General features: G+C 70.0%; 22 protein-coding genes and 1 pseudogene. 7 read left to right on the top strand and 16 right to left on the bottom strand.

Translation table 11 applies throughout. The annotated features are described in order from the left end of the window. The first annotated feature begins 4 nt into the window (after positions 1-4). Both M2437_RS05785 and M2437_RS05790 read left to right on the top strand, forming a co-directional pair. On the top strand, positions 5-922 hold the full coding sequence (locus tag M2437_RS05785; RefSeq protein WP_253386782.1) for an extensin-like domain-containing protein: 918 nt from the start codon (positions 5-7) through the stop codon (positions 920-922). Between the two features lie 106 nt (positions 923-1,028). Next, complete coding sequence (locus M2437_RS05790; RefSeq protein ID WP_253386783.1) at positions 1,029-2,138, top strand: L,D-transpeptidase family protein; 1,110 nt, start codon at positions 1,029-1,031, stop codon at positions 2,136-2,138. A 24-nt stretch (positions 2,139-2,162) separates the two neighbouring features. Here M2437_RS05790 and M2437_RS05795 read toward each other — a convergent pair whose 3' ends face one another. The 3 genes from M2437_RS05795 to M2437_RS05805 are packed head-to-tail and all read right to left on the bottom strand — an operon-like array spanning position 2,163 to position 4,938. After that, positions 2,163-2,891, bottom strand: a complete 729-nt coding sequence (locus tag M2437_RS05795) for an ABC transporter permease (RefSeq protein ID WP_253386784.1) — start codon at positions 2,889-2,891, stop codon at positions 2,163-2,165. After that, positions 2,888-4,030: an ABC transporter permease gene (locus tag M2437_RS05800; protein ID WP_253386785.1), complete on the bottom strand. Its 1,143-nt coding sequence runs from the start codon at positions 4,028-4,030 to the stop codon at positions 2,888-2,890. Before M2437_RS05800 ends, M2437_RS05795 begins: the two co-directional genes overlap by 4 nt. Then, positions 4,027-4,938 (bottom strand): ABC transporter substrate-binding protein, encoded by a 912-nt coding sequence (locus tag M2437_RS05805; protein ID WP_253386786.1) that lies wholly within the window; start codon positions 4,936-4,938, stop codon positions 4,027-4,029. Before M2437_RS05805 ends, M2437_RS05800 begins: the two co-directional genes overlap by 4 nt. 292 nt (positions 4,939-5,230) lie before the next feature. On the opposite strand from M2437_RS05805, the gene M2437_RS05810 reads away from it, so the two are divergent. Next, positions 5,231-5,620: a response regulator gene (locus M2437_RS05810; RefSeq protein ID WP_012779253.1), complete on the top strand. Its 390-nt coding sequence runs from the start codon at positions 5,231-5,233 to the stop codon at positions 5,618-5,620. Between the two features lie 29 nt (positions 5,621-5,649). On the opposite strand, the gene M2437_RS05815 is transcribed toward M2437_RS05810, so the two are convergent. Both M2437_RS05815 and rsmI read right to left on the bottom strand, forming a co-directional pair. Beyond that, the gene (locus M2437_RS05815; protein ID WP_253386787.1) at positions 5,650-6,036 is read right to left on the bottom strand and encodes a YraN family protein; all 387 of its coding nucleotides are present in this window, start codon (positions 6,034-6,036) and stop codon (positions 5,650-5,652) included. Continuing rightward, a complete protein-coding gene (gene rsmI / locus M2437_RS05820) occupies positions 6,020-6,970 on the bottom strand; it encodes a 16S rRNA (cytidine(1402)-2'-O)-methyltransferase (protein WP_253386788.1) in 951 nt (316 codons plus the stop codon). The genes M2437_RS05815 and rsmI overlap by 17 nt, the downstream gene beginning before the upstream one ends. 120 nt (positions 6,971-7,090) lie before the next feature. Between rsmI and M2437_RS05825 the strand changes: the two genes are divergently transcribed. Continuing rightward, positions 7,091-8,296, top strand: coding sequence for a penicillin-binding protein activator (locus tag M2437_RS05825; protein WP_253386789.1), 1,206 nt, complete (start codon positions 7,091-7,093; stop codon positions 8,294-8,296). Between the two features lie 4 nt (positions 8,297-8,300). Here the strand turns inward: M2437_RS05825 and hemW are convergent, their stop codons facing one another. The 4 genes from hemW to M2437_RS05845 all read right to left on the bottom strand — a co-directional run bounded on the left by hemW (position 8,301) and on the right by M2437_RS05845 (position 11,502). Further along, on the bottom strand, positions 8,301-9,479 hold the full coding sequence (gene hemW, locus M2437_RS05830; RefSeq protein ID WP_253386790.1) for a radical SAM family heme chaperone HemW: 1,179 nt from the start codon (positions 9,477-9,479) through the stop codon (positions 8,301-8,303). A gap of 249 nt (positions 9,480-9,728) precedes the next feature. Then, entirely contained in the window at positions 9,729-10,364 is a 636-nt protein-coding gene (gene rdgB / locus M2437_RS05835; RefSeq protein WP_253386791.1) for an RdgB/HAM1 family non-canonical purine NTP pyrophosphatase, read from the bottom strand. Beyond that, positions 10,361-11,074: a ribonuclease PH gene (gene rph, locus M2437_RS05840; RefSeq protein ID WP_003604865.1), complete on the bottom strand. Its 714-nt coding sequence runs from the start codon at positions 11,072-11,074 to the stop codon at positions 10,361-10,363. Before rph ends, rdgB begins: the two co-directional genes overlap by 4 nt. A 164-nt stretch (positions 11,075-11,238) precedes the next feature. Beyond that, complete coding sequence (locus M2437_RS05845) at positions 11,239-11,502, bottom strand: hypothetical protein (RefSeq protein WP_499006526.1); 264 nt, start codon at positions 11,500-11,502, stop codon at positions 11,239-11,241. 277 nt (positions 11,503-11,779) lie between these two features. Here M2437_RS05845 and hrcA point away from each other — a divergent pair, with 277 nt between their 5' ends. Then, entirely contained in the window at positions 11,780-12,871 is a 1,092-nt protein-coding gene (hrcA, locus tag M2437_RS05850; protein ID WP_253386793.1) for a heat-inducible transcriptional repressor HrcA, read from the top strand. A gap of 128 nt (positions 12,872-12,999) precedes the next feature. Continuing rightward, positions 13,000-13,959 carry a DMT family transporter gene (locus M2437_RS05855; RefSeq protein ID WP_253386794.1) on the top strand — a complete coding sequence of 320 codons (960 nt, stop codon included), beginning with the start codon at positions 13,000-13,002 and terminating at the stop codon, positions 13,957-13,959. Positions 13,960-14,100: 141 nt separating this feature from the next. Here the strand turns inward: M2437_RS05855 and M2437_RS05860 are convergent. The 4 genes and pseudogenes from M2437_RS05860 to M2437_RS05875 all read right to left on the bottom strand — a co-directional run bounded on the left by M2437_RS05860 (position 14,101) and on the right by M2437_RS05875 (position 19,430). Further along, positions 14,101-17,197, bottom strand: a pseudogene (locus tag M2437_RS05860) (efflux RND transporter permease subunit). A 48-nt stretch (positions 17,198-17,245) separates the two neighbouring features. Next, on the bottom strand, positions 17,246-18,487 hold the full coding sequence (locus M2437_RS05865) for an efflux RND transporter periplasmic adaptor subunit (protein WP_253386796.1): 1,242 nt from the start codon (positions 18,485-18,487) through the stop codon (positions 17,246-17,248). Continuing rightward, positions 18,484-19,119, bottom strand: a complete 636-nt coding sequence (locus M2437_RS05870; protein WP_253386797.1) for a TetR/AcrR family transcriptional regulator — start codon at positions 19,117-19,119, stop codon at positions 18,484-18,486. The genes M2437_RS05865 and M2437_RS05870 overlap by 4 nt, the downstream gene beginning before the upstream one ends. Further along, on the bottom strand, positions 19,116-19,430 hold the full coding sequence (locus M2437_RS05875) for a hypothetical protein (RefSeq protein ID WP_253386798.1): 315 nt from the start codon (positions 19,428-19,430) through the stop codon (positions 19,116-19,118). Before M2437_RS05875 ends, M2437_RS05870 begins: the two co-directional genes overlap by 4 nt. 319 nt (positions 19,431-19,749) lie before the next feature. On the opposite strand from M2437_RS05875, the gene M2437_RS05880 reads away from it, so the two are divergent. Next, positions 19,750-20,343, top strand: a complete 594-nt coding sequence (locus M2437_RS05880; protein WP_253386799.1) for a YgjV family protein — start codon at positions 19,750-19,752, stop codon at positions 20,341-20,343. Positions 20,344-20,381: 38 nt separating this feature from the next. Here M2437_RS05880 and M2437_RS05885 read toward each other — a convergent pair whose 3' ends face one another. The 3 genes from M2437_RS05885 to M2437_RS05895 all read right to left on the bottom strand — a co-directional run bounded on the left by M2437_RS05885 (position 20,382) and on the right by M2437_RS05895 (position 22,416). After that, positions 20,382-20,999: a hypothetical protein gene (locus M2437_RS05885; RefSeq protein ID WP_253386800.1), complete on the bottom strand. Its 618-nt coding sequence runs from the start codon at positions 20,997-20,999 to the stop codon at positions 20,382-20,384. A gap of 44 nt (positions 21,000-21,043) precedes the next feature. Then, positions 21,044-21,283: a hypothetical protein gene (locus tag M2437_RS05890; protein WP_003605055.1), complete on the bottom strand. Its 240-nt coding sequence runs from the start codon at positions 21,281-21,283 to the stop codon at positions 21,044-21,046. Between the two features lie 95 nt (positions 21,284-21,378). Next, positions 21,379-22,416: a formate dehydrogenase subunit gamma gene (locus tag M2437_RS05895; RefSeq protein WP_012252187.1), complete on the bottom strand. Its 1,038-nt coding sequence runs from the start codon at positions 22,414-22,416 to the stop codon at positions 21,379-21,381. Between the last annotated feature and the right edge of the window lie 27 nt (positions 22,417-22,443).

Below are 22,443 nucleotides of genomic sequence, written 5' to 3' on the forward strand. Positions count from 1 at the left end.
CGGCATGAAGCCTTCCACCCTCGCTTCCCTTCTCGCGTGCCTCCTCGCTGCCGGGTTCGCCCTTCCGCCGGACCCGGCATGGTCCGATCCGGCCAAGCCGCTGCCCGCGACGGTGCCGCTGCCGCCGCCTCAGCCGCCGGCGCGCCCGGACGACCTCGTGCCGCCCGCCCCGCAGGTGACGCCGCTGCCGCCGGAGCGCCCGCCGGAGCTTGCCACCGGCCCGGACAAGGGCGCCGTGGCCAAGCCGGACGAGCCGCCCAAGGAGACGAAGAACCCGAACGACACCAGGGACGCGCCCGCCGCCCTGCCGGAGGCGCCGCTGCCGCCGGCTCGGCCGCCGGAGCTGTCGGGCGAGTCGGCGCTCGCCCTCAAGGTCTCGGCGCCCGACGACACCGCCTGCCTGCGCCGGCTGGAGCGGCTCGGCGCGCGCTTCGAGGCGGCGTCGCCGCTCGGCAACGGCCAATGCAGCGCGCCGCATCCTCTCACCGTCACCGCGCTTGCCGACGGCGTCACGCTGGAGCCGGCGGCCACCCTCAACTGCCGGGCCGCGGAGGCGCTGGCGCGCTGGACGACGGAGGTTCAGGTCGCGGCGCAAAAGGAGTTCGGCGAGAGCCTGAAGAGCCTTGCGCTCGGCGGCACCTATGTCTGCCGCGGGCAGAACCACGACACCGACGCCAAACTCAGCGAGCACAGCTTCGCCAACGCCATCGACGTGATGGCCTACGGTTTCACCAAGCGCGCGAGCCTCAAGGTGACGGCGGCGCCGGACGGCACGCCGGAGGCGGCCTTTCTGGCCTCGGCGCGCACGGGCGCCTGCACCTTCTTCCGCACGGTGCTGGGGCCGGGCAGCGACGCCGCGCACGGCAACCACCTGCATCTCGACCTGCGCGAGCGCAATGCCGGGCACCGCCTCTGCCAGTAGGCGGCTTTCCGGGGCCGGACGCATGACGAAGCGCCATTCGCCGCGGGAACGGTAGCGTTTGGCCAAAGCTTCCTCTTCGTCGTGAGTCGAGGAGCGCGAGCGGGCTATGGAACGGGCGTGGATGCGAGGAGCGCTGGCGGCGCTCAGTGTATGGTCGGCAGCCGCGCAGGCCGCCGAGTCCGGGGCGCCCGACTTGACCCGCGAGGCCATCGAGAACGCGGCGTTCCGAGAGTCGCCGGAAGAGGCCAAGCCCGACAAGGCGTCCAAGCCGGGGAAGAAATCCAAAAAGGAAGCTGAGGCGAAGAAGGAAGCCGAGGCGAAGAAGGACGCGGAGAAGAAGCCCGACCCTCTGCTGGTGAAGGTGCAGGTGCTGCTCGACCGGGCCCGGTTCTCCCCCGGCGCCATCGATGGGCGCGACGGCGAGAATCTGCGCGGCGCGCTCAAAGCCTTCGCCGCGGCGCAAGGGCTGCCCGAGGGCGACCGCCTCACCCGCGAGGTCTTCGACCGGCTTCAGGCCACCGGGAAAGAACCGGTCGTGACGCAGTACACGATCACGGAGGAGGACGTGAAAGGCCCCTTCGTCGAGAAGATGCCGCCCAAGATGGAGGAGCAGGCCGAGGTCGGGCCGATGCGCTACACCAACGCCCGCGAGATGCTGGCCGAGCGCTTCCACATGCAGCGCGACCTGTTCTCCGCCCTCAACCCGAACGTGCCCCTCGACAAGGCTGGCGGCACGCTGGTCGTCGCGGCCGTGCCGCCGCTCGGCGAGGGCAAGGTCGAGGGCGCGCCGGTGGCCCCCAAAGTCACCCGCATCGAGGTCGACAAGCGCACGAAGCGGGTGCGCGCCTTTGCGGAGGACGGCAAGCTGACGGCGGATTACCCCGCCTCGATCGGCAGTTCGGAAAAGCCGGCGCCGGACGGGTCGGCGAAGGTGAAGGCGGTCGCCTTCGACCCCTGGTACACCTACAACCCGAAGTACCAGTTCAAGGGTGTGAAGGCGACGAAGAAGTTCTCGATCCATCCGGGGCCGAACAGCCCGGTCGGTGTCGTCTGGATCGACCTGTCCATTCCCTCCTACGGCATTCACGGCACACCGGAGCCGGAGAAGGTCGGCAAGACCGAGTCGCACGGCTGCATCCGCCTCACGAACTGGGACGCGCGCGACCTCGCGAGCCATACGAAGAAGGGCGCGAAGGTCGAGTTCCTGGACAAGTAGCCTCGATCAGCCGGCTAGCCTCGCTTAGCCGGCCGTCCGTCCTTCGGGCGGACGTAGGCTGGCTCCGATCGCGAGCAGCAGCGCATCGCCGAGGAAGGCGAGCGCCGCGGTCGCAAGCGCGCCCTGGAGCATCGCCGCGATGTTCTGGTTCTGGAGCCCGGCGACGATCGGCGTGCCCAGCGTCGAGGCCCCTGCAAGCGCGCCGACGGCGGTGACGGAGACGGCGAGAATCAGGGCGGTGCGCAACGTATCCACGAGGCCTGCCGCGGCCAGCGGCAATTCGATATGGATGAGGATCTGCGCCGGCGTCAGCCCGATGGCCTGGGCCGATTCGCGGGCTTCGGCGGTCACGGCGTCGAGCGCGCCGACCGTGCCGCGCAGGGTCGGCATGATCCCGTAGGCGGTCAGCGCCAGCAGGGTCGGCGGCCCGCCGAAGCCGAGCACCGGCAGGGCCAGGGCCACGACGACCACCGGCGGCACCGCCTGGGCGAAGGTGACGAGCGTGTCGATGCTGGTCCGAAACCCCGCGAAGCGCGCCCGCGTGGCGATCAGGCCGAGCCCGATTCCGAGTGCGGCGACCAGGGTGAGCCCGGTCGCGGCCAGGGTGAGGTGGTTCAGCGCCAGTTCCGCGATATGGCCGACGGTCAGGGGTCGGCCGCTTGCGCCGATCAGGCTGGCAAAGGCGGGATGGCTCGCTCCGGCCAGCGCCAGGCCGAGCACGAACGGTCCCAGGGCCTCACAGACGCGATTCATCGCGGCCACCGTCGGCGCAGGGCCGCCTCCAGCCTGCCGAGCGCCCCCTCGGCGGCGAGCGAGAGCGCGATGATCGGCAGGGCGCCGAGCAGGATCAGGTCCGGCGCGAATTGCGCCATGCCGTCGAAGACGAGGGTACCGAGCCCTCCCGCGCCGACCAGCGCCCCCAGGGTCGCGAGACCGAGCGCCTGGACCGTGGCGACCCGCAGGCCGCCAATGAGGGCCGGGGCACCGAGCGGCAGGCGTAGGGTCGTCAGGATCTGGCCCGACGTGAGCCCGAGGGCCCGCGCGGCGGCGATGTTGTCGGGGCCGGTGGCGCGGCGTGCCGCCTGAAGGCCGCGCCAGAGCGGCAGGAGCAGATAGGCCGCGACGCCGATCAGGGCCGGACCGATGCCGAGCGCCGAGATCCCGTAGCCGCGTAGTGCCGGGGCCGCCGACAGCAACGCCGAGAGACCGGCGACGAGGCCGCCGAGCAGGGCGACCGCCGGCACGACCTGCAAGCCGCTGACCGTGAGGTCGACTGTCCCGCGCCCCCGACGCCACAGCGCGAGCCCACCCGTGAGGCCGGCGGCCAGCACCAGGGCGCAGAGGGTGAGGACGAGATGCTCGCGGATGGCGCCGCCGAGGGCGTCGGACCGGGCGCGCCCCTCGACGACGAGCGAGAGCGCATCGAGGCGCCCGGCGCGCCACAGGCCCCCGATCAGCGCCAGGACGGCGGCCGCCGCGATGAGGCCGCCGCTGGGTAGGCGGGCACGCCGCGCGGCGAAGGCGAGGGCACAGGCCAGCACGACCACGCCGGTCCAGGCGCCGGAGGCGAGGCGCGCCCGCGTCGCGAACGGCTGGCCGGCAGTGAGGTCCGCGGCGCCGGCGCCGAGCCCCACTAGCAGGAGAGCGAGAGCGCCGAGGCAGGCGAGCCCGGCGAAACCGGCAGCCATCCGTCCCCGGCCCGCCGCGAGCAGGCCGAGTCCCCCGGCCGCGAGGGCGGCGATGGGCCAGAGCCCGGTGCCAAGTGCGTCCGAAGCGGCGATGGGCGCACCCGTCACCAGCCGGTTCGGTGCGAGGTGCAGCAGGGGCAGCCCAGCGAACACCGCCGGGAGCAGAGCCGCCGCGGCGAGGCCGGCGAGGAGTCGTGCCGTCACGGGCGACTTACTGCTTCAGCCAGCCACGCCTTGGCCACCGCCTCGGCGGTGCGCCCGTCGACGGTGATGGCCGCGTTGAGCCGCCGCAGCGTGTCGGCGTCGAGGCGCGCAAAGATCGGGTCGAGGGCCTCGCGGATCCGCGGGTGGCGTTCCAGCGTCGCGGCACGGATCACGGGGGCAGGTTCGTAGACGATCTGCGCCCCCTTGGGATCGCTCATCACAGCGAGGTCGAGGGCGGCCAGCGCCCCATCGGTGCCGTAGACCATGCCGGCATTGATTCCGCTGATGCCTTCCGCCGCAGCGCGGGCGGTCACCGCGGTGTCGCCGCCGGGCAGGCTGACGATGCGCGACAGCGGCAGGGAGAAATCGTAGGCGGATTCGAAGGAGGGCAGGGCGGCGGGGCTCTCCACGAACTCCGTCGAGGCGGCGAGGCGGATCACACCATCCCGCACCGCGCCGGCGAAATCCGCCATGGTGGCGAGCCTCCGCTCACGGGCGAGACGGCCCTGAACCGCGATCAGCCACGTGTTGTTGGCCGGTGCCCGACCGAGCCAGACCAGATCATGCGCGGCGTCGAGCCGCAGGGCGAGGCCGTAGGCACCGGCACTGTTCTTCCAGGCAGGATCTGTCTCGGTGCCGGAGAAGAAGGCGACGTTGCCGGTATATTCGGGATACAGGTCGATCTCTCCGGCCAGCAGGGCCGAGCGGACGATCAGGGTCGGTCCGAGGCCGAGGCGGCGCTCCACGCGCAAGCCAAGATCCTCAAGGACGAGAGAAATCAGGTTTCCGAGCAGCGCGCCTTCGGTATCGCTCTTCGAGCCGATCACGATTGGACGCCCCGGTTCGGCACGGGCGCGGATCGGAAGCATCGCGGCGGCCGCCGCGGCGAGGAGGCCCCGCCGACTCATGGTTGAGCGGGCTTCGCCTCGTGCCGGGGCTGTCGCCATGTTGCGACAATGAGCGTGAAATGTTTTGCGGAATAACATTGGGCCGATCAGCATAGCACGGGCGGGGCTTTGCGGCGCTTGACACGCCCAGCTTTACGGGCGACGGCTCGCGGTGCCGGGCAGCGTTTTCCGGGTCGCTCATCCGCTCTCGAAGCGTATCGGAGGAGTCTCCTCCGGAACAATCCAGGCGCGACTGACAGACTCGAGACGGCGTTCCGGATCGGGAACGAATCGATAGGGAAGACGACCCGGCGTGAGTGTGGATTCGAACGAGGATCGTCTGTCCGGCGCGCGGGTGCTGGTTGTCGAGGACGAAGCGGCCATCTCGATGCTTCTCGAGGATATGCTGCTCGATTTTGGCTGCGAGATCGTCGGGCCGGCGGCCCGGCTCGCGACCGCCCTGGAGATGGCCCGCAGCGAGAGCTTCACGGTCGCCATCCTAGACGTGAACGTTGCGGGTGAGCCGATCTACCCGGTGGCCGAGGCCATCGCCGAGCGCAACCTGCCCATCGTGTTCTCGACCGGCTATGGCGGCGCGGGCATCCGCGAGCCGTTCCGCGACCGGCTGGTGGTGCAGAAGCCGTTCAGCCAAGCCGACCTCAAGCGCACCCTCGCCGCGGCCATCGCCGCCGCCGAGGGCTGACGCAGCCCGTCCGGCTCTGGGCCGGACGCTCATAAACCTTCGATCTCGAACGCGTTGGGCAGATGGCGTGGCCAGCGGCGCGGCGCCACGAAGACGGCATCCGCCCGCAGGGTCGCGTCGGCGGCAAGCGGGTGACGCGCGAGCCAAGCCCGCGCGGCCCGCGACAGGCGTGCCCGCTTGCGCGCGTCGATGGCGGTCGCGGCGGCGTCCAGCGTCGCGCGGGCCTTGACCTCGACGAAGGCGATGGTGCGCCCGCGCCGGACGATCAGGTCGATCTCCCCGCCCGCGGCCGCGAAGCGCCGGGCGAGCGGCCGATAACCTTTCAGCATCAGCACCAGCAGCGCTAACCCCTCGGCCGACAGGCCGCGTCCGTGGGTGGCGCGGCGCCGCGCCCCCGGATCAGCCGGAGTTTTCATCGTCCGCCCGGCGGGCGAGCACCAGGGCGCGAGCATAGACGACGCGCTTGGGCTGGCCGGTCTCGTCGGCGACGAGCGCCGCCGCATCCTTGATCGAGTGCCGGGCGAGCGCCGCCTCGATCCGGGCGTCGAGCCCGGTATCGGCTTCGCGCGGGGCGGCGTCCTCGGGTGCCGTGCCGATGACCACGACGACCTCGCCCTTCGGCGGACCCTCCTGGGCGAAGGCTTCGGCCAGCGCACCGAGGCTGTCGCGGCGGATCGTCTCAAACAGCTTGGTCAATTCGCGGGCCACCGCCGCGGGCCGCTCCGGCCCGAGGGTGGCGGCGGCATCGGCCAGCATTTCGGGCAAGCGATGGGGGGATTCGAACACCACCAGCGTGCCGGGGATCGTGGCCAAAGCCTCCAGACGGTTGCGCCGGGCACCCGATTTCTGCGGCAGGAACCCTTCGAAAAAGAACCGGTCGGTCGGCAGGCCGGCGGCGACGATGGCGGTCATCACCGCGGACGGGCCAGGAATAGGCGTCACCGGGATGCCGGCGGCAATGGCCGCCTGAACCAGCTTGAAGCCGGGATCCGAGACCAGCGGCGTGCCGGCATCGGAGACCAGCGCCAGGGTCTCGCCGGCCTTCAACCGCATCACCATCCGCTCACGCACCGCCTCGTTGGAATGCTCGTGGTAGGAGAGCAGCGGCGTCGTAATCCCGTAGTGCATCAGCAGGGTTCGGGTGACGCGGGTGTCCTCGGCCAGCACGGCATCGGCGGCGGCGAGCGTCGCGAGGGCGCGGAACGAGACGTCGCGCAGGTTACCGATCGGGGTCGCCACCACGTAGAGTCCCGGCGCCAGGGACTCGGCCTCGGCGGCGAGGCCGAAGGCCGTGAAGGTGGCGGGGCTGCGGGGGGCCCCTTCGGGGCGCTTGTCGAGTCGCTGTGTCATCGCCGCGACAATGCCACGCCCGCGCGCCTTTGAAGACCGGGGAAAGGCAGGGCCTCACATTTACTTTTCGCAAGCCCCTCCGCATCGTGATCGCGAATTGGGCTCGGACAGGGGGTCGCGATGGCGCGACGCGGCGGACGGTGGACGGCCCGCGCGGGTGCCGCGCTTCTCGGCCTCGGGCTCACGATCGGGCTTGCGGGCTGCCTCGGCGTTCCGGATGCGCCGCGACCGGCGGCTCGGGCGGTGCCCGAGGGCGAGCCCACCGTGACCGCCGGCAACGTCATCGGCGCGGGCACGGTGAAAGTCGCCCTGATCGTCCCGTTGAGCGGGCAGGGGGCGGCGGTCGGCGCCGCCCTGCGCAACGCCGCCGAACTCGCCTACGACGATTTCCAGAAGCCGAACCTGCAGATCCTCGTGAAGGACGACCGCGGCACGCCGGAGGGCGCACGCGAGGCGACGCAGGCGGCCTTCGCCGAGGGCGCCGAAATGGTGCTCGGCCCGCTCTTCGCCGCCAATGTCCAGGCGGCCGGGGGTGTCGCCCGCGGGGCGGGCAAGCCGGTCATCGCCTTCTCGACCGACGCGGCGGTGGCCGCGCGCGGCGTCTACCTCATCAGCTTCCTGCCGCAATCTGAGGTGGACCGCATCGTCGATGAGGCGAGCGCGGGTGGTCGCCGCTCCTTCGCCGCGCTGATCCCCGAGACGGTCTACGGCAATGCCGTCGAGGCGCAGTTCCGTGAGGCGGTGGCCCGGCGTGGCGCCCGGCTCGTCGGCATCGAGCGCTACCCGGCCGGCAATCCCGGCCCGGCGGTCGACCGGTTGCGCGGCGTGATCGCGGGCGGCGGCGCCCAGGCCGACGCGCTGTTCGTGCCCGACACCGCCGAGGGCCTGATGGCCGTCGCGCCCGCGCTGACCAAGATCGGGTTCTCGCCCGTGCGGGTCCGTCCTCTCGGGCTCGCTCTGTGGAACGACCCGCGGGTGCTGTCACAGGCGGCCTTTCAGGGCGGTCGCTTCGCCGCGCCCGACGCTGCCGGCTTTGCCGGTTTCGCCCAGCGCTATCAGACCCGCTTCGGGACGATGCCGCCGCGCACCGCCTCGCTCGGCTATGACGCCGTCTCGCTCACGGCCGCATTGGTGCGCCAGTACGGCTCGCAGCGCTTCGCCGACGCGACGCTGACCAACCCAGCGGGCTTCTCCGGCCTCGATGGTACCTTCCGCTTCCTGCCTGACGGCGTCAGCGAGCGGACCTTGGCGGTCTACGAGATCCGCAACAACGCGGCGAACGTGGTGAGCCCGGCCCCGAAGGTGCTCGCGCCGTCTGGGATTTGACGGATCAGCCCGCCAACTCCGCGACCACGGCGTTGAGCACCGGAGCGCCGCGGGCGGTCGCGGCGATGCGGCCATCGGGGCGCCGTGCGACGAGGCCGTCTCTCACCAGCGCGTCGAGGCGACCGGCATGGAGCGGGCGCCCCTTCAGGGTGGCGTAACGAGCCGGATCGATGCCTTCAGTCAGCCGCAGCCCCATCATCAGGAACTCGTCGCCCTGATCCTCGGCGGACAGTGTTTCCGTCTCGACGATGCCGTGGCCGTCGCGCTCGACGCGGGCGAGCCAGTCTTCGGGCGCCTTCTCGGTCAGAGTACCGGTGCGGCCCTGCGGCAGGACCAGGCGGCCATGGGCGCCGGGGCCGATGCCGGCATACTCGCCGTAGCGCCAGTAGAGCAGGTTGTGGCGCGACTGCGCGCCGGGTCGGGCGTGGTTCGAGATCTCGTAGGCCGGCAGGCCCGCGAGCCCGCAGATCTCCTGCGTCACGTCGTAGAGGGCGCGTGAGGCGTCGTCGTCAGGCGGCACGAGGCGGCCGGCCTGGGCCAGGCCGAAGAAGGGCGTGCCCGGCTCGATGGTGAGCTGATAGAGCGAGAGATGCTCGGCGGCATAACCGATCGCCCGGCGTAGCTCGGCGGCCCAGGCCTCCGGTGTCTGCTCCGGTCGGGCGTAGATCAGGTCGAAGGAGAAGCGCTCGAAATGCGCCGATGCGGTGCGCACGGCGTCGAGCGCTTCCGCCACGCTGTGCAGGCGCCCGAGCCGCTTGAGGTCGCCGTCATCGAGCGCCTGAACGCCGAGCGAGACGCGGTTGACCCCGGCGGCGCGGTAGCCGCGGAAGCGGGTCGCCTCGACGCTGGTGGGGTTGGCCTCCAGCGTCACCTCCGCATCCGGCGCCACGCTCCAGGCCCCGGCCACGGCATCGAGCAGCCCGGCCACCGTGTCGGGCGACATCAGCGAGGGCGTACCGCCGCCGAGGAAGATGCTGGTGACCGTCCGCCCCGGCGCGAGTGCTGCGGCGTGGGCGATCTCTCGCCGGAAGGCGGCGAGAAAGCGCGGCTGGTCCACGCCCGCATGGCGGACATGACTGTTGAAGTCGCAATAGGGGCACTTCGCGGCGCAGAACGGCCAGTGCAGGTAGATGCCGAATCCCGCGTCGCGGGTCGGATGGTCGGGCGGTGTCGCGGGGGGCATCGGCCTGTCTTGTGTCATCGAGCCGCTTGAACCGCGCACTCGTCCAACCCGCCGCCCTCATCCTGAGGTGCGGAGCGGAAGCGAAGCCTCGAAGGATCCTCCAGGGGTCGCGCGGGAACTGGAAGATCCTTCGAGGCCCGCTGACGCGGGCACCTCAGGATGAGGGCGGCGGATGGGATGTCAGCGCTCGATCGGAGCGCCTGCCATCCTTCACGCGTGATGTAAGCACGCCCAACGCCGGGCGAAAGCTCAGCCCGGCCGACGCAGGCACGCCTGCGCGAGGAGCACGAAGGCCCGCGCCCGGTGCGAGAGCGCGTTGCCGCTCTGCCAATCGACGCCGTGCTTCTCCTCCGAGGAGATCTCGCCGAAGGTGCGGTCCATGCCTTCGGGGCGGAACATCGGATCGTAGCCGAAGCCGAGACTACCGCACGGCGCCACCAGATCACCGAAGACGCGGCCCTCGAACAGCTCGGTATGACCATCGGGCCACGCCAGAACCAGGGCCGAGACGAAGTGAGCGCGCCGGTCCGTGGCGCCGCGCTTGTCGAGTTCGGCGGCGATCCGGGCCATCGCGCCGGAAAAGTCCTTGTCCGGGCCGGCCCAGCGGGCGGAGAACAGGCCGGGCGCGCCGTCGAGCGCATCGACGCAAAGCCCGGAATCGTCGGCGAAGGCTGGCAGGCCGGAGGCCTTCGCGGCGGCGTGCGCCTTGATCGCCGCGTTCTCCGAGAACATCGTGCCGGTCTCATCGGGCTCGGGCAGGCCGAGTTCGCCGGCCGAGACCGCCTCGACGCCGAACGGGGCCAGCAGCTCGCGCATCTCCACGAGCTTGCCGGCATTGTGGGTCGCGATGACGACCTTGCCCGAGAGGATGCGGTGCACGCTCACGCGATGGCCTTCCGCTGCAGTTCGACGAGCCCCGCCACGCCGCCCTTGGCAAGCCGCAGCAATTCGAGGAACTGTTCGTCGGTGAACGGCTCCATCTCGGCGGTGCCCTGCACCTCGACGATGCCGCCCTTGCCGGTGACGACGAAGTTCGCGTCCGTCTCGGCCGCCGAATCCTCGGCGTAGTCGAGGTCGAGCACCGGCTGGCCCTTGTAGATGCCGCAGGAGACCGCCGCGACATGGTCCTTCAGGGGATCGACCGAGATGATCGAGCGGGCCCGCATCCAGGCGAAGCAATCGTGCAGGGCTACCCACGCTCCGGTGATCGAGGCGGTGCGGGTGCCGCCATCGGCCTGAATCACGTCGCAATCGACGGTGATCTGGCGCTCGCCCAGGGCCGGCAAGTTGGTGACGGCGCGCAGGGAGCGGCCGATCAGCCGCTGAATCTCCTGCGTGCGGCCCGAGGGCTTGCCGGAATTGACCTCGCGGCGGGTGCGCTCGTGGGTGGCGCGGGGCAGCATCGCGTATTCGGCGGTGACCCAGCCCTTGCCGGAGCCGCGCAGCCACGGCGGGCCGCGCTCTTCCAGCGAGGCGGTGCAGAGCACGCGGGTGTTGCCGAAGGTGACGAGGCAGGAGCCTTCCGCGTAGCGGGCGACCGCCCGCTCCAGCGTAACGTCGCGCATCGCGTCCGCCGCGCGCTTCGAGGGCCGCATGCTTGGTAAGCTCCCGTGTCGAAAATCGAAGCCCGGGCTCTTAGGCGCTGCCAGCCCCCGCGGCAACCGCCGCCCGTCCTGTGGTTTTCCGCATCAGGCTCGTCTCCGGCACGAAAAAGGCCGCCGTCTCGCGACGGCGGCCCTTCAGATAAGCTGCTAGCCGATCACCAACGGCGGTGATTCCAGTGACGGCGGTGATGGTGATGGCGCGGGCCGCCGAAGCGGTGATGGCGGTGCCAATGGCCACGGTGACGCATTTGGCCGCGGTAGTGACGGCGATGGCCGCGGTACTGCGCCTGCTCGATCATGTCACCGGCTGGCGCGGTCGCCTCGGTTTGGATCGGGAGCGGGGCAGCCTGCGCGGCGCGGGGCGCCGAAGCGAGGCTCAAGCCGGTGACCGCGATCGCCAGGGCGGCGACCTTGACCATGGTCTTTCGTGCGCCAGTCAGCACTACCGGAAGCTCCATCTTTACTCGAGTTACGGGGCGGCGGATCGCGGCTCGAAACGCTGCCCTGCTCATCAAACGACTCGGGGCCGCAGAATGATCCCTAGGATTCCTCGGCTGAAGCCCGCAGGGTGTCGTTCGCCGGGTCGGCGCGGTCCGGACATCGTCCGTAACGTCGCCGCACGACAGGATTGATCGGCGGCGCCCAAGCGCTCACAATCGTTTGTCAGGATCCTGCATTCGTCAGGTGCTCATCTCCTTGATCGAGGCCGTTCAGCCCATCGTGAATCCGCAACCCCAAGCGCTCGCCGCCCTCAACGAGCGCTCCCGAGAGATCTTCCGGCAGATCGTTGAGAGCTACGTCACCACCGGCGAGCCGGTGGGGTCGCGCAATCTCGCGCGCATCCTGCCGATGAGCCTGTCCCCGGCCTCGATCCGCAACGTGATGGCGGATCTGGAGCATTCCGGGCTGATCTTCGCGCCCCACACCTCGTCCGGGCGCCTGCCGACGGAGCTGGGTCTGCGCTTCTTCGTCGATGCGATGATGGAGATCGGCGATGTCGATCTCGCCGAGAAGGCGCGCATCGAGGCGCAGATGCAGGCGGCAGCCTCGCGCCACACCTTCGATTCGGCCCTGGCCGAAGCGTCCTCGCTGCTCTCGGGCATTTCCCGCGGGGCGGGCGTGGTGCTGACCACCAAGGTCGATGCCGGGCTCAAGCATGTCGAGTTCGTGCGACTCGATCCCGAACGGGCGCTCGTGGTGCTGGTCTCGATCGACGGTACGGTGGAGAACCGCCTCGTCGATCTCCCGCCGGGCCTGCCGGCAGGGGCGCTGCAGGAGGCCTCGAACTTCCTCAACGCCCGCCTGCGCGGCCGCACCCTCGATACCCTGCGCGACGATATCGAGAACGGCCGCAAGGAGATGAAGCGGGAACTCGACGCCCTGACCGAGCGGCTGGTCGATGCCGGGCTCGCCACCACGGTCGGCCCATCCGAGGCGCGCCAGCTCATCGTGCGGGGGCAGGCCAACCTGCTGGACGACCTGCGCGCGGCCGAAGACTTGGAGCGCATCCGCCTGCTGTTCAACGACCTTGAGACGCAGAAGGACGTGATCGAACTTCTGGCTCGGGCCGAGCAGGGCGACGGCGTGCGCATCTTCATCGGCTCGGAAAACAAGCTCTTCTCGCTCTCCGGCTCCTCGATGATCGCTGCCCCCTTCCGCGACAGCGCGCAGAAGATCGTCGGCGTCGTCGGTGTCATCGGCCCGACGCGGCTCAACTATTCCCGTATCGTGCCGATGGTGGACTACACCGCCCGCGTGGTCTCGGGGTTGCTCGACCGGTCACGGTAGGGCGTCGCTTCGGCCGGTCCGGAGCATCGCGCCAGTCTCGGCGCAGGGGGGATTCGAAAGCAGGAAGCGGGATGCGCGGCCTCCGGATGGGGCCGTAGGCACGGGCTCGGACTTGCCGGAGCCTGCTCATGCCAACCGTCGTCAACCGCACCATGTCGCCGTTCGAATGGGCGATGCTGCTCGGACTGTCCGTGCTCTGGGGCGGATCGTTCTTCTTCGCGGGTGTAGCCCTGTCTGCGCTGCCGCCCCTGACGCTCGTCGTCCTGCGTGTCGGATTGGCTGCGCTGATCCTCAATGCCGCCCTGCCTCTGGCCAGCCTCCGCCTTCCGCGTGGCCGGAACGTCTGGGTTGCCTTTTTCGGGATGGGGCTCCTCAACAACGTCGTGCCCTTCTGTCTCATCGTCTGGGGGCAGACGCAGATTGCCTCGGGGCTCGCGGCCATCCTCAACGCCACGACACCGCTCTTCACCGTCGTCGTCGCCCACCTGCTGACGTCCGACGAGCGGATGACCGGAAACCGGTTGGCGGGGGCGCTGACCGGCCTCGTCGGTGTGGCCGTCATGATCGGCACAGCGGCGTTCGCCGACGAGGGGAGCCATCTCCTGGCGCAGATCGCGGTGCTCGGCGCGGCCCTGTCCTACGCCCTGGCCGGTGTCTTCGGACGGCGCTTTCAGCGCATGGGCGTCCCGCCGCTCGCCACGGCGACGGGCCAGGTGACGGCGTCCACGCTCCTGCTTCTGCCCGTTACGCTGCTCACGGACCGGCCGTGGACGCTGCCGATGCCGGGTGCACCGGTCTGGGGTGCGGTGCTCGGGATCGCGGCGCTCTCCACCGCGCTCGCCTACCTGCTCTACTTTCGCCTTCTGGCAACGGCTGGGGCGACCAATCTCCTGCTCGTCACCTTCCTGATCCCGGTGACGGCCATCCTCCTCGGCACGGGGGTGCTGGGCGAGTCCCTGGAGGTTCGTCACATCGTCGGCATGGCCCTCATCGGGGTCGGTCTCGCGGCCATCGACGGGCGGATTCTCAGGCAGGTGAGGAGACGGCGCATCGAAGAGCCCGGACTCTATCAGGGCCGGGATATCTGAGCGGGCGGAGACGAACCCGAGGTGCTCCAGCGCCGGTGGCGGGGCATCTGGCGGGATGTGCGAAACGACATCGCAGCGCGGCCGTCTGTCGGCCCTGCCACTCTCGCACCGGCCATCGAACGGGCCGATGTGGGCAGGGGGTCAGCCGTGATGCGCGGCCGGGGCGGGTGCGTCCTCGGCCTCGTCGCGCGGGCCGACGAAGCGGCCGAGCCCACGGCCGATCAAACCGCCGAGGCTGTCCATCAGCAGGAACACGGCGGGGACGAAGACCAGCGAAAGCAGGGTCGAGACGATGAGTCCGGCGATCACCGCGACCGCCATCGGCGCGCGGAACTCGCCGCCGATGCCGAGCGCCATCGCCGAGGGGACCATGCCGGCGGCCATGGCGATGGTGGTCATTACGATCGGCCGCGCGCGCTTGCGCCCGGCATCGACGATGGCGGTGACCCGATCGACGCCGCGGGCCATCTCCTCGACCGCGAAATCCACGAGCATGATCGCGTTCTTCGTCACCAGCCCCATCAGCATCAGCAGGCCGATGACCACCGGCATGGAGATCGGCATGTGGCAGATCAGCAGCCCGAGGATCGCCCCGCCGATGGAGAGCGGCAGCGAGAACAGGATGGTGAGCGGCTGGAGGAACGAGCCGAACAGCAGCACCAGCACCGCGTAGACCATCATGATGCCGGCGCCCATCGCCATGAGGAAGCCCGAGAAAACCTCCTGCATGATCTCGGCGTCGCCGGTCTGGCGGATGGTCACGCCCGGCGGCAGGCTTTTCGCCGTCGGGGTCGCCAGCGCCTGCTCGATCAGCGAACCGAGCGCGTCCGAGCCCTCCATGTTGGCCTCGACCGCCACGCGCACCGCTCGGTCGTAGCGCTCGATCGCGCCGGGGCCCTGGTCGAGTTCGATGTCGGCCACGGCGGCGAGCGGCACGGCCGTGCCGTTCTTGGCCGGCACCTTCAGGTTCTCGAGCCGCGCGATCGCGCCGCGGGCGCTCTCGGGCAGCTGCACCCGGATCGGCACTTGGCGGTCCGCTGCGTTAAACTTGGCGAGGTTGATGCCGATGTCGCCGATGGTGCCGACGCGCACCGTTTCCGCGATCACGTCGGTCGCGACGCCGAGATCGGCCGCGGCGCCCGGCTTCGGGCGGATGCGCACCTCGGTGCGGTTGAGCGGCGCCGTAGACATCACCGAAACGAGGTGCGGGATCGCCGCCATGTCGCGCTGGAGCCGCGCGGCGACCTCCGTCACCACATCGACGTCTGGGCCGCTGACGACGAGGGCGAGGTCGCGCTGGCCGCTGTCACGCAGGGTCCAGGAGCGGATGTCGGGCTCCTGCGCCAGAAGCCCGGCGATCTCGGACTCGATGGTCCATTGGCGCTTCACGCGCTCGCTCTTCGGGCTCAGGTTCACGATCAGCGTGGCGAGCCGCGTCTCCTTCTTGCCACCGGCCTGACGACCGCCATCGACGAAGACCGAGGTGACCTCGGGCAGGGCGCGAATGCGCTCGACCACGCGGTCGGCCACCGCGATGGTGTCGGGGAGCCGGGCGCCCGGCGCCAACTCGATCATGAACAGGGTGCGGGCGTTGTCCTGCTTCGGGATGAAGCCCGAGGGGAGAAGTTTGGTCGAGACGATCGAACCGGCAAACAGCGCGAGCCCCACCATGAGGGTGATCCACTTGTGGCGCACCGACCAGCCGACGAGGCGGGTATAGGCGCGCATCACCGGGCCTTCGCGCTCCTCGGCATGGCCGTGGTCGCGCAGGAAGTAGGCGGCGAGCAGCGGCGTGATCAGGCGCGCCACCAGCAGGGACATGAACACCGAGACGGCGATGGTCAGGCCGAACTGGATGAAGTAGCGCCCGGCGATGCCACCCATGAACGAGACGGGGGCGAAGACCGCGATCAGCGTCGCCGTAATGGCGATGACGGCGAGCCCAATCTCGTCGGCGCCCTCCATCGAGGCGCGGTAGGGCGACTTGCCCATCCGCATGTGGCGCACGACGTTCTCGATCTCGACGATGGCGTCGTCGACGAGGATACCGGTGACCAGCGTGATCGCGAGCAGGCTGATGCCATTGAGGGTGAAGCCCAGCGCGTCCATCGCCCAGAAGGTCGGGAGGACCGAGAGCGGCAGGGCCACCGCCGCGATCAGCGTGGCGCGCCAATCGCGCAGGAACAGGAACACCACGATGACGGCAAGCGCCGCGCCCTCCATCAGGGTGTGCATCGCCGAGGCGTAGCTGCCCCGCGTCGCCGCAACCGAGGAATCGATCTCCTGGAACTGGATGTCGGGGTAGCCCTGGGCGAACTCCGCGATCTTCTTCTCGACGCCCGCCGCAACCTCGGCATCGCTCGCGCCTGAGCCACGGGAGACCGAGAAGGCAACGACGGATTCGCCGTTGAAGCGGGCGAAGGTGCGCGGCTCCTCGATCGAATCCTCGACCGTGGCGAGGTCGTCGAGGCGGACCTTGCGCCCGCCGGGCAGGACGATGGAGGTCGCCTTCAGGTCGCGGATCGTGCGCGAGGCGGCCAATGTCCGGATCGACTGCTCGCGTCCGCCGACCTCGCCGCGCCCGCCGGCCAGGTCGGCAGAGGTGACGCGGACCTGCTTGTTCACGTCCGCCGCGGTGATGCCGAGCGCCAGCAGCCGGTCGGGCAGCGGTGTGATGCGGATTTCGCGGGCAAACACCGCCGACGCGCTCGACGCCGCCGACGCCCTTCACGCCCTGCAGCGTGCGGGCGACCTTGTCCTCGACGAACCACGACAGGTCGGCCGGTGTCATCGCGGGCGATGTCACGCCGTAGATGAGGATCGGCAGGCCGGTGATTTCGACGCGCTGGATCACCGGCTCATCGATGGTGCGGGGCAGGTTGATGCGGATTTTCGAGACCGCATCCTTCACGTCGTTGACGGCGCGGTCGGTGTTCACCTCCAGCCGAAACTCGACCGTGGTGACGGAAGCCCCTTCCGTGATCGCCGAGGTGATGTGCTTGACGCCGCGCACGCCCGCGATCGAATCCTCGACCCATTTCGTGACCTGGGTCTGCAACTCAGACGGGGCGGCGCCGCCCTGCGTGATCGTCACCGAGACGATCGGCACGTCCACGTTCGGCATGCGGGTGACCGCGAGCCCCCGGAAGCTGACGAGGCCAAGCACCACCAGCACGAGGAACAGGACGAGGGGCGCGATCGGATTGCGGATCGCCCAGGCGGAGATGTTCAGGCGCATCGGGGCAAACCGTCAGAAGGAATGTCGAGGGGCCGAGGCGGAGCCGCCTCAGCGCGAGCCGGCGTCGGCGGTGGCCTGCGGCGGGGGGGCGGCCGAGACCGCGGCCGGTGTCTGCCCCTGCCGCGCGAGCGAAACCGGGCGAACGCGGTCGCCGTCGCGCAGGAAGCTGCCAGCGCGGGCCACGACCCGCTCGCCTTCCGCGAGGCCGGAGCGGATCTCGATGTCGTCATCGTCGGAAAGGCCGGTGCGGACCTCGCGGGACTCGACCTTGTCCTCCGCGACGACGAGCACGGAGCTTCGTTTTCCGCCGCCGTAGAGGACGGAGGCCTGGGGCACCGTGACGCCGCGGGTGCGGGCGAGTTCGACCGCCCCGCGGGCGAAGGTGCCGATGCGCAGGCGCGGATCGGGATCGAGGCGGACGCGGACCTTGCCGAGCCGGCTCGCCTTGTCGACCTCCGGGTAGACCGCGCGGACGCTGCCCGTGACGCGCTCGCCCTCGCCGATCTCGATGAAGGCGGGAGCGCCCTCGCGCAGCAGCGGCAGCTTGGTCTCGATGACCTCCGCCTCCAGCTCGATCTCGCCGCGGGCGATCAGCCGGAACAGCGGTTCTGCGGAGGACGACGTCGCCATGCCGACCCGCGCCGTGCGGCGGCTGACGATGCCGGCTTCCGGTGCGCGGATCTCGGTGCGGGCGAGGCGCAGTTCGAGTTCGTCGCGCACGGCCTTGGCCTGCGCCAGTTCGGCCTTGGCCATCGCCAGCCCGTTGCGGGCGAAGGCGAGCTTACCCTCCGCCTGCCGCAGGGCAGCGGTGCGGTTCTCCATGACGGCCGCGGTGGTGATCCCGGTCTGGATCAGTTGCTTGGCGCGATCATGGGCCAGCCGCGCTTCGAGTTCGGCGGCCTCCGCCTGCCCGATGTTGCTCTGCGCCTGGAGAACGGCGGCGCTCACCTTGTCGATCAGCGCGTTCTGCTGGGTGAGCTGACGGTCGATCAGGTCGCGGTTGAGGCGGGCCAGCACCTGCCCCTTCTCGACGCGCATGCCCTCCTCGGTCAGCAGCTCGACGAGACGGTAGCCGTCGATCTCGGGCGTGACGAGTATCTCGTCGCGCGGCACCAGGGTACCGGTCACGACCACGCTCTCGACGATCTCGCGCCGCTCGGCTTCGACCACGCTGACGGTGGCCGCCGGGGCGGTCTTCGCCGGGGGCGGGGCAGCCTCAGCCCATGCGGGACCGAAGCTCAGGGCAGTGAGCACCAGGGCCGGAACGGCCAGGGTCCGGGCGCGGATCATCGGCCGGCTTCCTTGTCGGCAGGGGGGAGGGCGAGCGCGCCCGAAAGACCCGCCTTGATCAGCGACTGGAGCTGAGCGACGGCGGGACGGGCGTCGTAGCCGGGACTGAGCGCCCGGCTGACGATCATGCCCTTCATCAGTGGCGCGATTGCGTCGAACAGGGCCGCAGGATCGCAGTCCGGCGAGGTCTTGAGCGCGTCGAACATCTCGGTCAGCCAGATCCGGCCTTCCTCGTCGCCGCGCTCGACAAGGTCGGCGATGGCGGGGTTGCGGGTGGCTTCCACCCACAGATCAAGACGCAGCACCGCGGCCTCGCGGCTGATTTCGAGAAAGAAGCGGGCGAGCACGCCCATCAGCACGGCACGCTTGTCGCCAGCTCGCTCCATCGCCTCGACGAGGACGGCGCCCCGCTCGCGGTCGCGCTCGGCCAGCCCGAGGACGACGGCCTCCTTAGAATCGAAGTAGCGGTAGATGTTGCCCGGGCTCATCGAAGCCTCGCGGGCGAGATCCTGCATCGTGGTGCGGTGGAAACCGTTGCGGACGAAGCAGGCTTCGGCCGCGTCGAGAATATGCTCGCGCCGGGCCGCCTGTCCGCTCCGGGCGTCGATGACGGCGCCGGCCGCTGCACTCATGACGTGGTTCCTACGGTATTCGTCGCGGCGGTGCGGCCCGGCTCGCTGAGGAGCTGCACGGCGGCGCAGGAGCGCGGCTGAAGGTCGAGATCGGCGCAGAGGCGGGCCTGCCAACCATCGGGCCCGGCGCCGGTCCAGCCGAGCAGCGCGAACCAGCCGAACGCCACGACGGCGCAGACGAGCAGGTTTGCCGGCGTGCAGACCGCCTTGAACAACCGCACCGGGCTGAAGCCCTCCTGCGCGGTGGCGAGATCGGCACCGAGCCCGACGGCGTGAGGGAAGGACGCCCGATCACCGACAATCATGCTCATGGCCCAACTCCAACGCTGCCTCGAGCTTGATAGTGAACGTTCATTCTCATGTCAATGAACGTTCATTCTCACTGTCGGGCCGACCGTGCATCGCTCCAGGAGTGAGGCGCCGGCGCCACGCCGGGGGGCCGTCATCGTCGCGTTAACGAACCGGTTACCACGCAGGAATAGCGCAGCAGGCAAGACCGCTGCGGCTCTTGGCGCGGTCGGCACTGCTTTCGCGGTAGACCGCAAGGACCGCGAAAGAAGAGCCAAGAACGATCTTCAGTAAAACACCCGTCACAAGCCAATCACGAACGCGTCGTTCGAGACCCTCATCATGTCCCCCGCAGATCTCGCTCCCCTCGCGTGGAATGCCGCGCGTGAACACCTCGACCTGTTTGGAGGCCTGGGGCTTTGCCTGGGCTTTGCCGGCGGAATGATGCCGCGGCGAAGTTTGATCCTCTTCACCTCGGCGGCCTGCTCGGCCTGTTTCGCGCTGCACTTCCTGCAGCTCGGCGCGCAGACCGGCACGGCGATGTGCCTCGTCTCGGTGATGCAGAGCGTGGTGGCCGCCCGCTGGATCGGTCCTGAGTCCCGCGCGGCCTGGGTCGCCCCGTTGTTCCTGGCAAGCAGCCTCGTCGCGCTGGGTCTCACCCTCGCGACCTGGAACGGATGGCCCTCGGCCTGCGCCGGGCTTGGATCGCTACTGGCGACGACGGCACGGCTTCAGGGGAATTCCCAAGCGATGCGCCGCTTCTTCCTCGGCGCGTCGTCGTGCTGGGCGATCCACAACATGCTGGTCGGCTCGGTCTTCGGCCTGACCTGCGATCTGCTCACGCTCACGGCGCTCGTGATCGCACTGGTGCGCGGCGGTGCGGAGAAGCCGACGCCTGTCGCCAACCCGGTGGCACCGCTGCAAGGCGCGGCCTAACCGGACGGAGGAGCCTGACGGCTCCTCCGCTGCTCTTCTTACTGCTGGAAGAACTTCGGATCGAGCGCCGCGAGCGCGAGCAGGGGCGGCGGCATGACGATTCCGGCCACCCGCATGGAGCGGGCCGCCTCGCGGCAGGCGGCGAGGTCGTTGGCGCCGGCCGCCGCCTCGATCTTCTCGATGGTCGCCGGATCGGGCTTCGGCGCCGGAGCGGGCGGGGCCGGGGGCGGCGGGTTCTTGGCCAGGGCATTCGCCTTGGCGTTCGGGTTGTCCGCCGGGTTGCCGGTCGCGGCCTCGGGCTTGGAATTATTGGTCGCGGCGCCCGGCGCGGGTCCGTTGCCGGTCTCGCTGACAGCGCCGCTGAGTCCCGACGTCTTCTGGGGCTCGCCGCCATCCGCCGGCTTGCCGCCCTCGGTCTTGCCGGACGGGTTCGAGACGGCGGTGGCCTGCTGCGGCGGCGTCGCCGCGGCCTTGTTGGCCGGCTCCGGCTGCTTCACGAACGCCACGAGTTCCTGGCAGAGATTGGCCGGCTTACCGGACGTCTGCAGCGTGGCCGGCGCGCTCGGGCTCGCATCCTGAGCCAGGGCGGTGCCGGCGAGAAGCGCACAGGCCGCAAGGCCGCCGGCGAGGTGCCGGATGATCGGCGAAGGCTTCATCGGGCTCACTCCCTCGACTTCGTTTTCAGGTTTCTTGAATTCGTTCAGGAGCGCTTCGGGTGCGACGCTTCACCCTCGGCCTTGCCGTGGGGCTCGCCGTTGTACTCGTCCGGCTTCGGATCGCCGTTCCAGCGGGGACCGACGAGGTTGGTGCCGGGCTCCGACACCCGCGCCCCGGAGGTCGCGAACGCCTGATAGGCGAACTTCTGGTTGCTCGTGAGCGCGAACATCGCCAGCACCCCGAGGGCGATGGCGGCGATCACGGCGGCGAGGAAGGCTTTCATGGTCGTGTCTTCCCTGGAGGCCTTAGGCCTCGGTCAGCGCAGGTGGTCTTGCCCTTGGCTGGAGACCGGCCTGCGCCGCCGGTCTCCCGCTCTCATCACTCCGCGGGTGCGGGATGGCCCTTGAGCTGCGGGCCGCTGGCGGTGCGCGCCTGCTCCTGCTCGACCCAGAGGTCGTGGTGCGCGCGCGCCCAGGCGAGATCGACCTTGCCGCTGCCCATGGCGTCGTAGGCGCCCTCCATGCCCAGCGTGCCGATATAGATGTGGGCGAGGATGCCGGCGATGAAGATGATGCCGATCACCGAGTGGATCACCTGCATCACCTGCATCCCGTTGATGTCGGTGAGCGCGAACGGGAACAGCATCATCAGACCGGTAACGCCCATGGCCGCGCCGAATCCGGCGACCATCCAGAACACACCCTTCTGGCCGGCATTGAAGCGGGCGGCGTGGGGGTGACCCTTACCGATGAAGCCGCCGCCGGCCTTGATCCAGGCCCAGTCGACCTTGTTCGGGATGTTGTCTCGGATCCAGAGGACGAACATGAAGGCCACGCCGAGCATGAACGGCCATGCGAGGTAGACGTGGCTGTACTTCGCCCATTGCGCGATCGCGCCGAACGCCTCCGGGCCGATCAGCGGCATCAGCAGCCGCTTGCCGAAGATGTAGTTCAGGCCCGACAGCGACAGGATGATGAAGCACACCGCCGTCATCCAGTGCGTGAAGCGCTCGAAGGCGTTGAAGCGCAGGATCTTCTTTCCCGATTCCTGGCTGTGCTCCATCATGATCCGGCCGCGGAACAGGAAGAACGCGCCGAGCGCGGCGAGCATGCCGAGGATGGTCAGCGCGCCGATCCACGGCAGCCAGCGCTCGCGGAAGTTCTGATACTCGCGACCCTGCGGCTGGATCAGGTTGGCCGACTTGCCGTCCGGGATCGAGACCCGGCCGCGGATCTTGGATTCCTGCTTGAACAGGAATTCCTCGTTGACCGAATCCGCGGTGGGCCGGGCGCCCATCGGGTTCTGGCCGTCGGCCTGGATCGGGTTCTGCGCCTGCGCCGGGCTGAGGGCGCCGGGCACCGCGAGGAGCATCACCGCCAGGAGGAGGGTGCTGAGGAAGGTCGTCGCCCGCCGCATCGGCGTTCCTTTCGAAGTCTCGTCACA

The sequence above is a fragment of the Methylorubrum pseudosasae genome (genome assembly GCF_029504475.1).
Lineage (GTDB): Bacteria > Pseudomonadota > Alphaproteobacteria > Rhizobiales > Beijerinckiaceae > Methylobacterium > Methylobacterium extorquens.

Bases quoted from the DNA above. Each gene is read 5' to 3' on its own strand.
- M2437_RS05825 (WP_253386789.1), top strand. From the start codon at position 7,091: ATGGCGCGACGCGGCGGACGGTGGACGGCCCGCGCGGGTGCCGCGCTT.
- M2437_RS05880 (WP_253386799.1), top strand. From the start codon at position 19,750: ATGTCCCCCGCAGATCTCGCTCCCCTCGCGTGGAATGCCGCGCGTGAA.
- M2437_RS05790 (WP_253386783.1), top strand. From the start codon at position 1,029: ATGGAACGGGCGTGGATGCGAGGAGCGCTGGCGGCGCTCAGTGTATGG.
- M2437_RS05805 (WP_253386786.1), bottom strand. From the start codon at position 4,938: ATGAGTCGGCGGGGCCTCCTCGCCGCGGCGGCCGCCGCGATGCTTCCG.
- rsmI (WP_253386788.1), bottom strand. From the start codon at position 6,970: ATGACACAGCGACTCGACAAGCGCCCCGAAGGGGCCCCCCGCAGCCCC.
- rph (WP_003604865.1), bottom strand. From the start codon at position 11,074: ATGCGGCCCTCGAAGCGCGCGGCGGACGCGATGCGCGACGTTACGCTG.
- hemW (WP_253386790.1), bottom strand. From the start codon at position 9,479: ATGCCCCCCGCGACACCGCCCGACCATCCGACCCGCGACGCGGGATTC.
- M2437_RS05815 (WP_253386787.1), bottom strand. From the start codon at position 6,036: ATGAAAACTCCGGCTGATCCGGGGGCGCGGCGCCGCGCCACCCACGGA.
- M2437_RS05870 (WP_253386797.1), bottom strand. From the start codon at position 19,119: ATGAGTGCAGCGGCCGGCGCCGTCATCGACGCCCGGAGCGGACAGGCG.
- M2437_RS05795 (WP_253386784.1), bottom strand. From the start codon at position 2,891: ATGAATCGCGTCTGTGAGGCCCTGGGACCGTTCGTGCTCGGCCTGGCG.
- M2437_RS05875 (WP_253386798.1), bottom strand. From the start codon at position 19,430: ATGAGCATGATTGTCGGTGATCGGGCGTCCTTCCCTCACGCCGTCGGG.
- M2437_RS05845 (WP_499006526.1), bottom strand. From the start codon at position 11,502: ATGGTCAAGGTCGCCGCCCTGGCGATCGCGGTCACCGGCTTGAGCCTC.
- M2437_RS05890 (WP_003605055.1), bottom strand. From the start codon at position 21,283: ATGAAAGCCTTCCTCGCCGCCGTGATCGCCGCCATCGCCCTCGGGGTG.
- M2437_RS05885 (WP_253386800.1), bottom strand. From the start codon at position 20,999: ATGAAGCCTTCGCCGATCATCCGGCACCTCGCCGGCGGCCTTGCGGCC.
- M2437_RS05855 (WP_253386794.1), top strand. From the start codon at position 13,000: ATGCCAACCGTCGTCAACCGCACCATGTCGCCGTTCGAATGGGCGATG.
- M2437_RS05865 (WP_253386796.1), bottom strand. From the start codon at position 18,487: ATGATCCGCGCCCGGACCCTGGCCGTTCCGGCCCTGGTGCTCACTGCC.
- M2437_RS05785 (WP_253386782.1), top strand. From the start codon at position 5: ATGAAGCCTTCCACCCTCGCTTCCCTTCTCGCGTGCCTCCTCGCTGCC.
- M2437_RS05895 (WP_012252187.1), bottom strand. From the start codon at position 22,416: ATGCGGCGGGCGACGACCTTCCTCAGCACCCTCCTCCTGGCGGTGATG.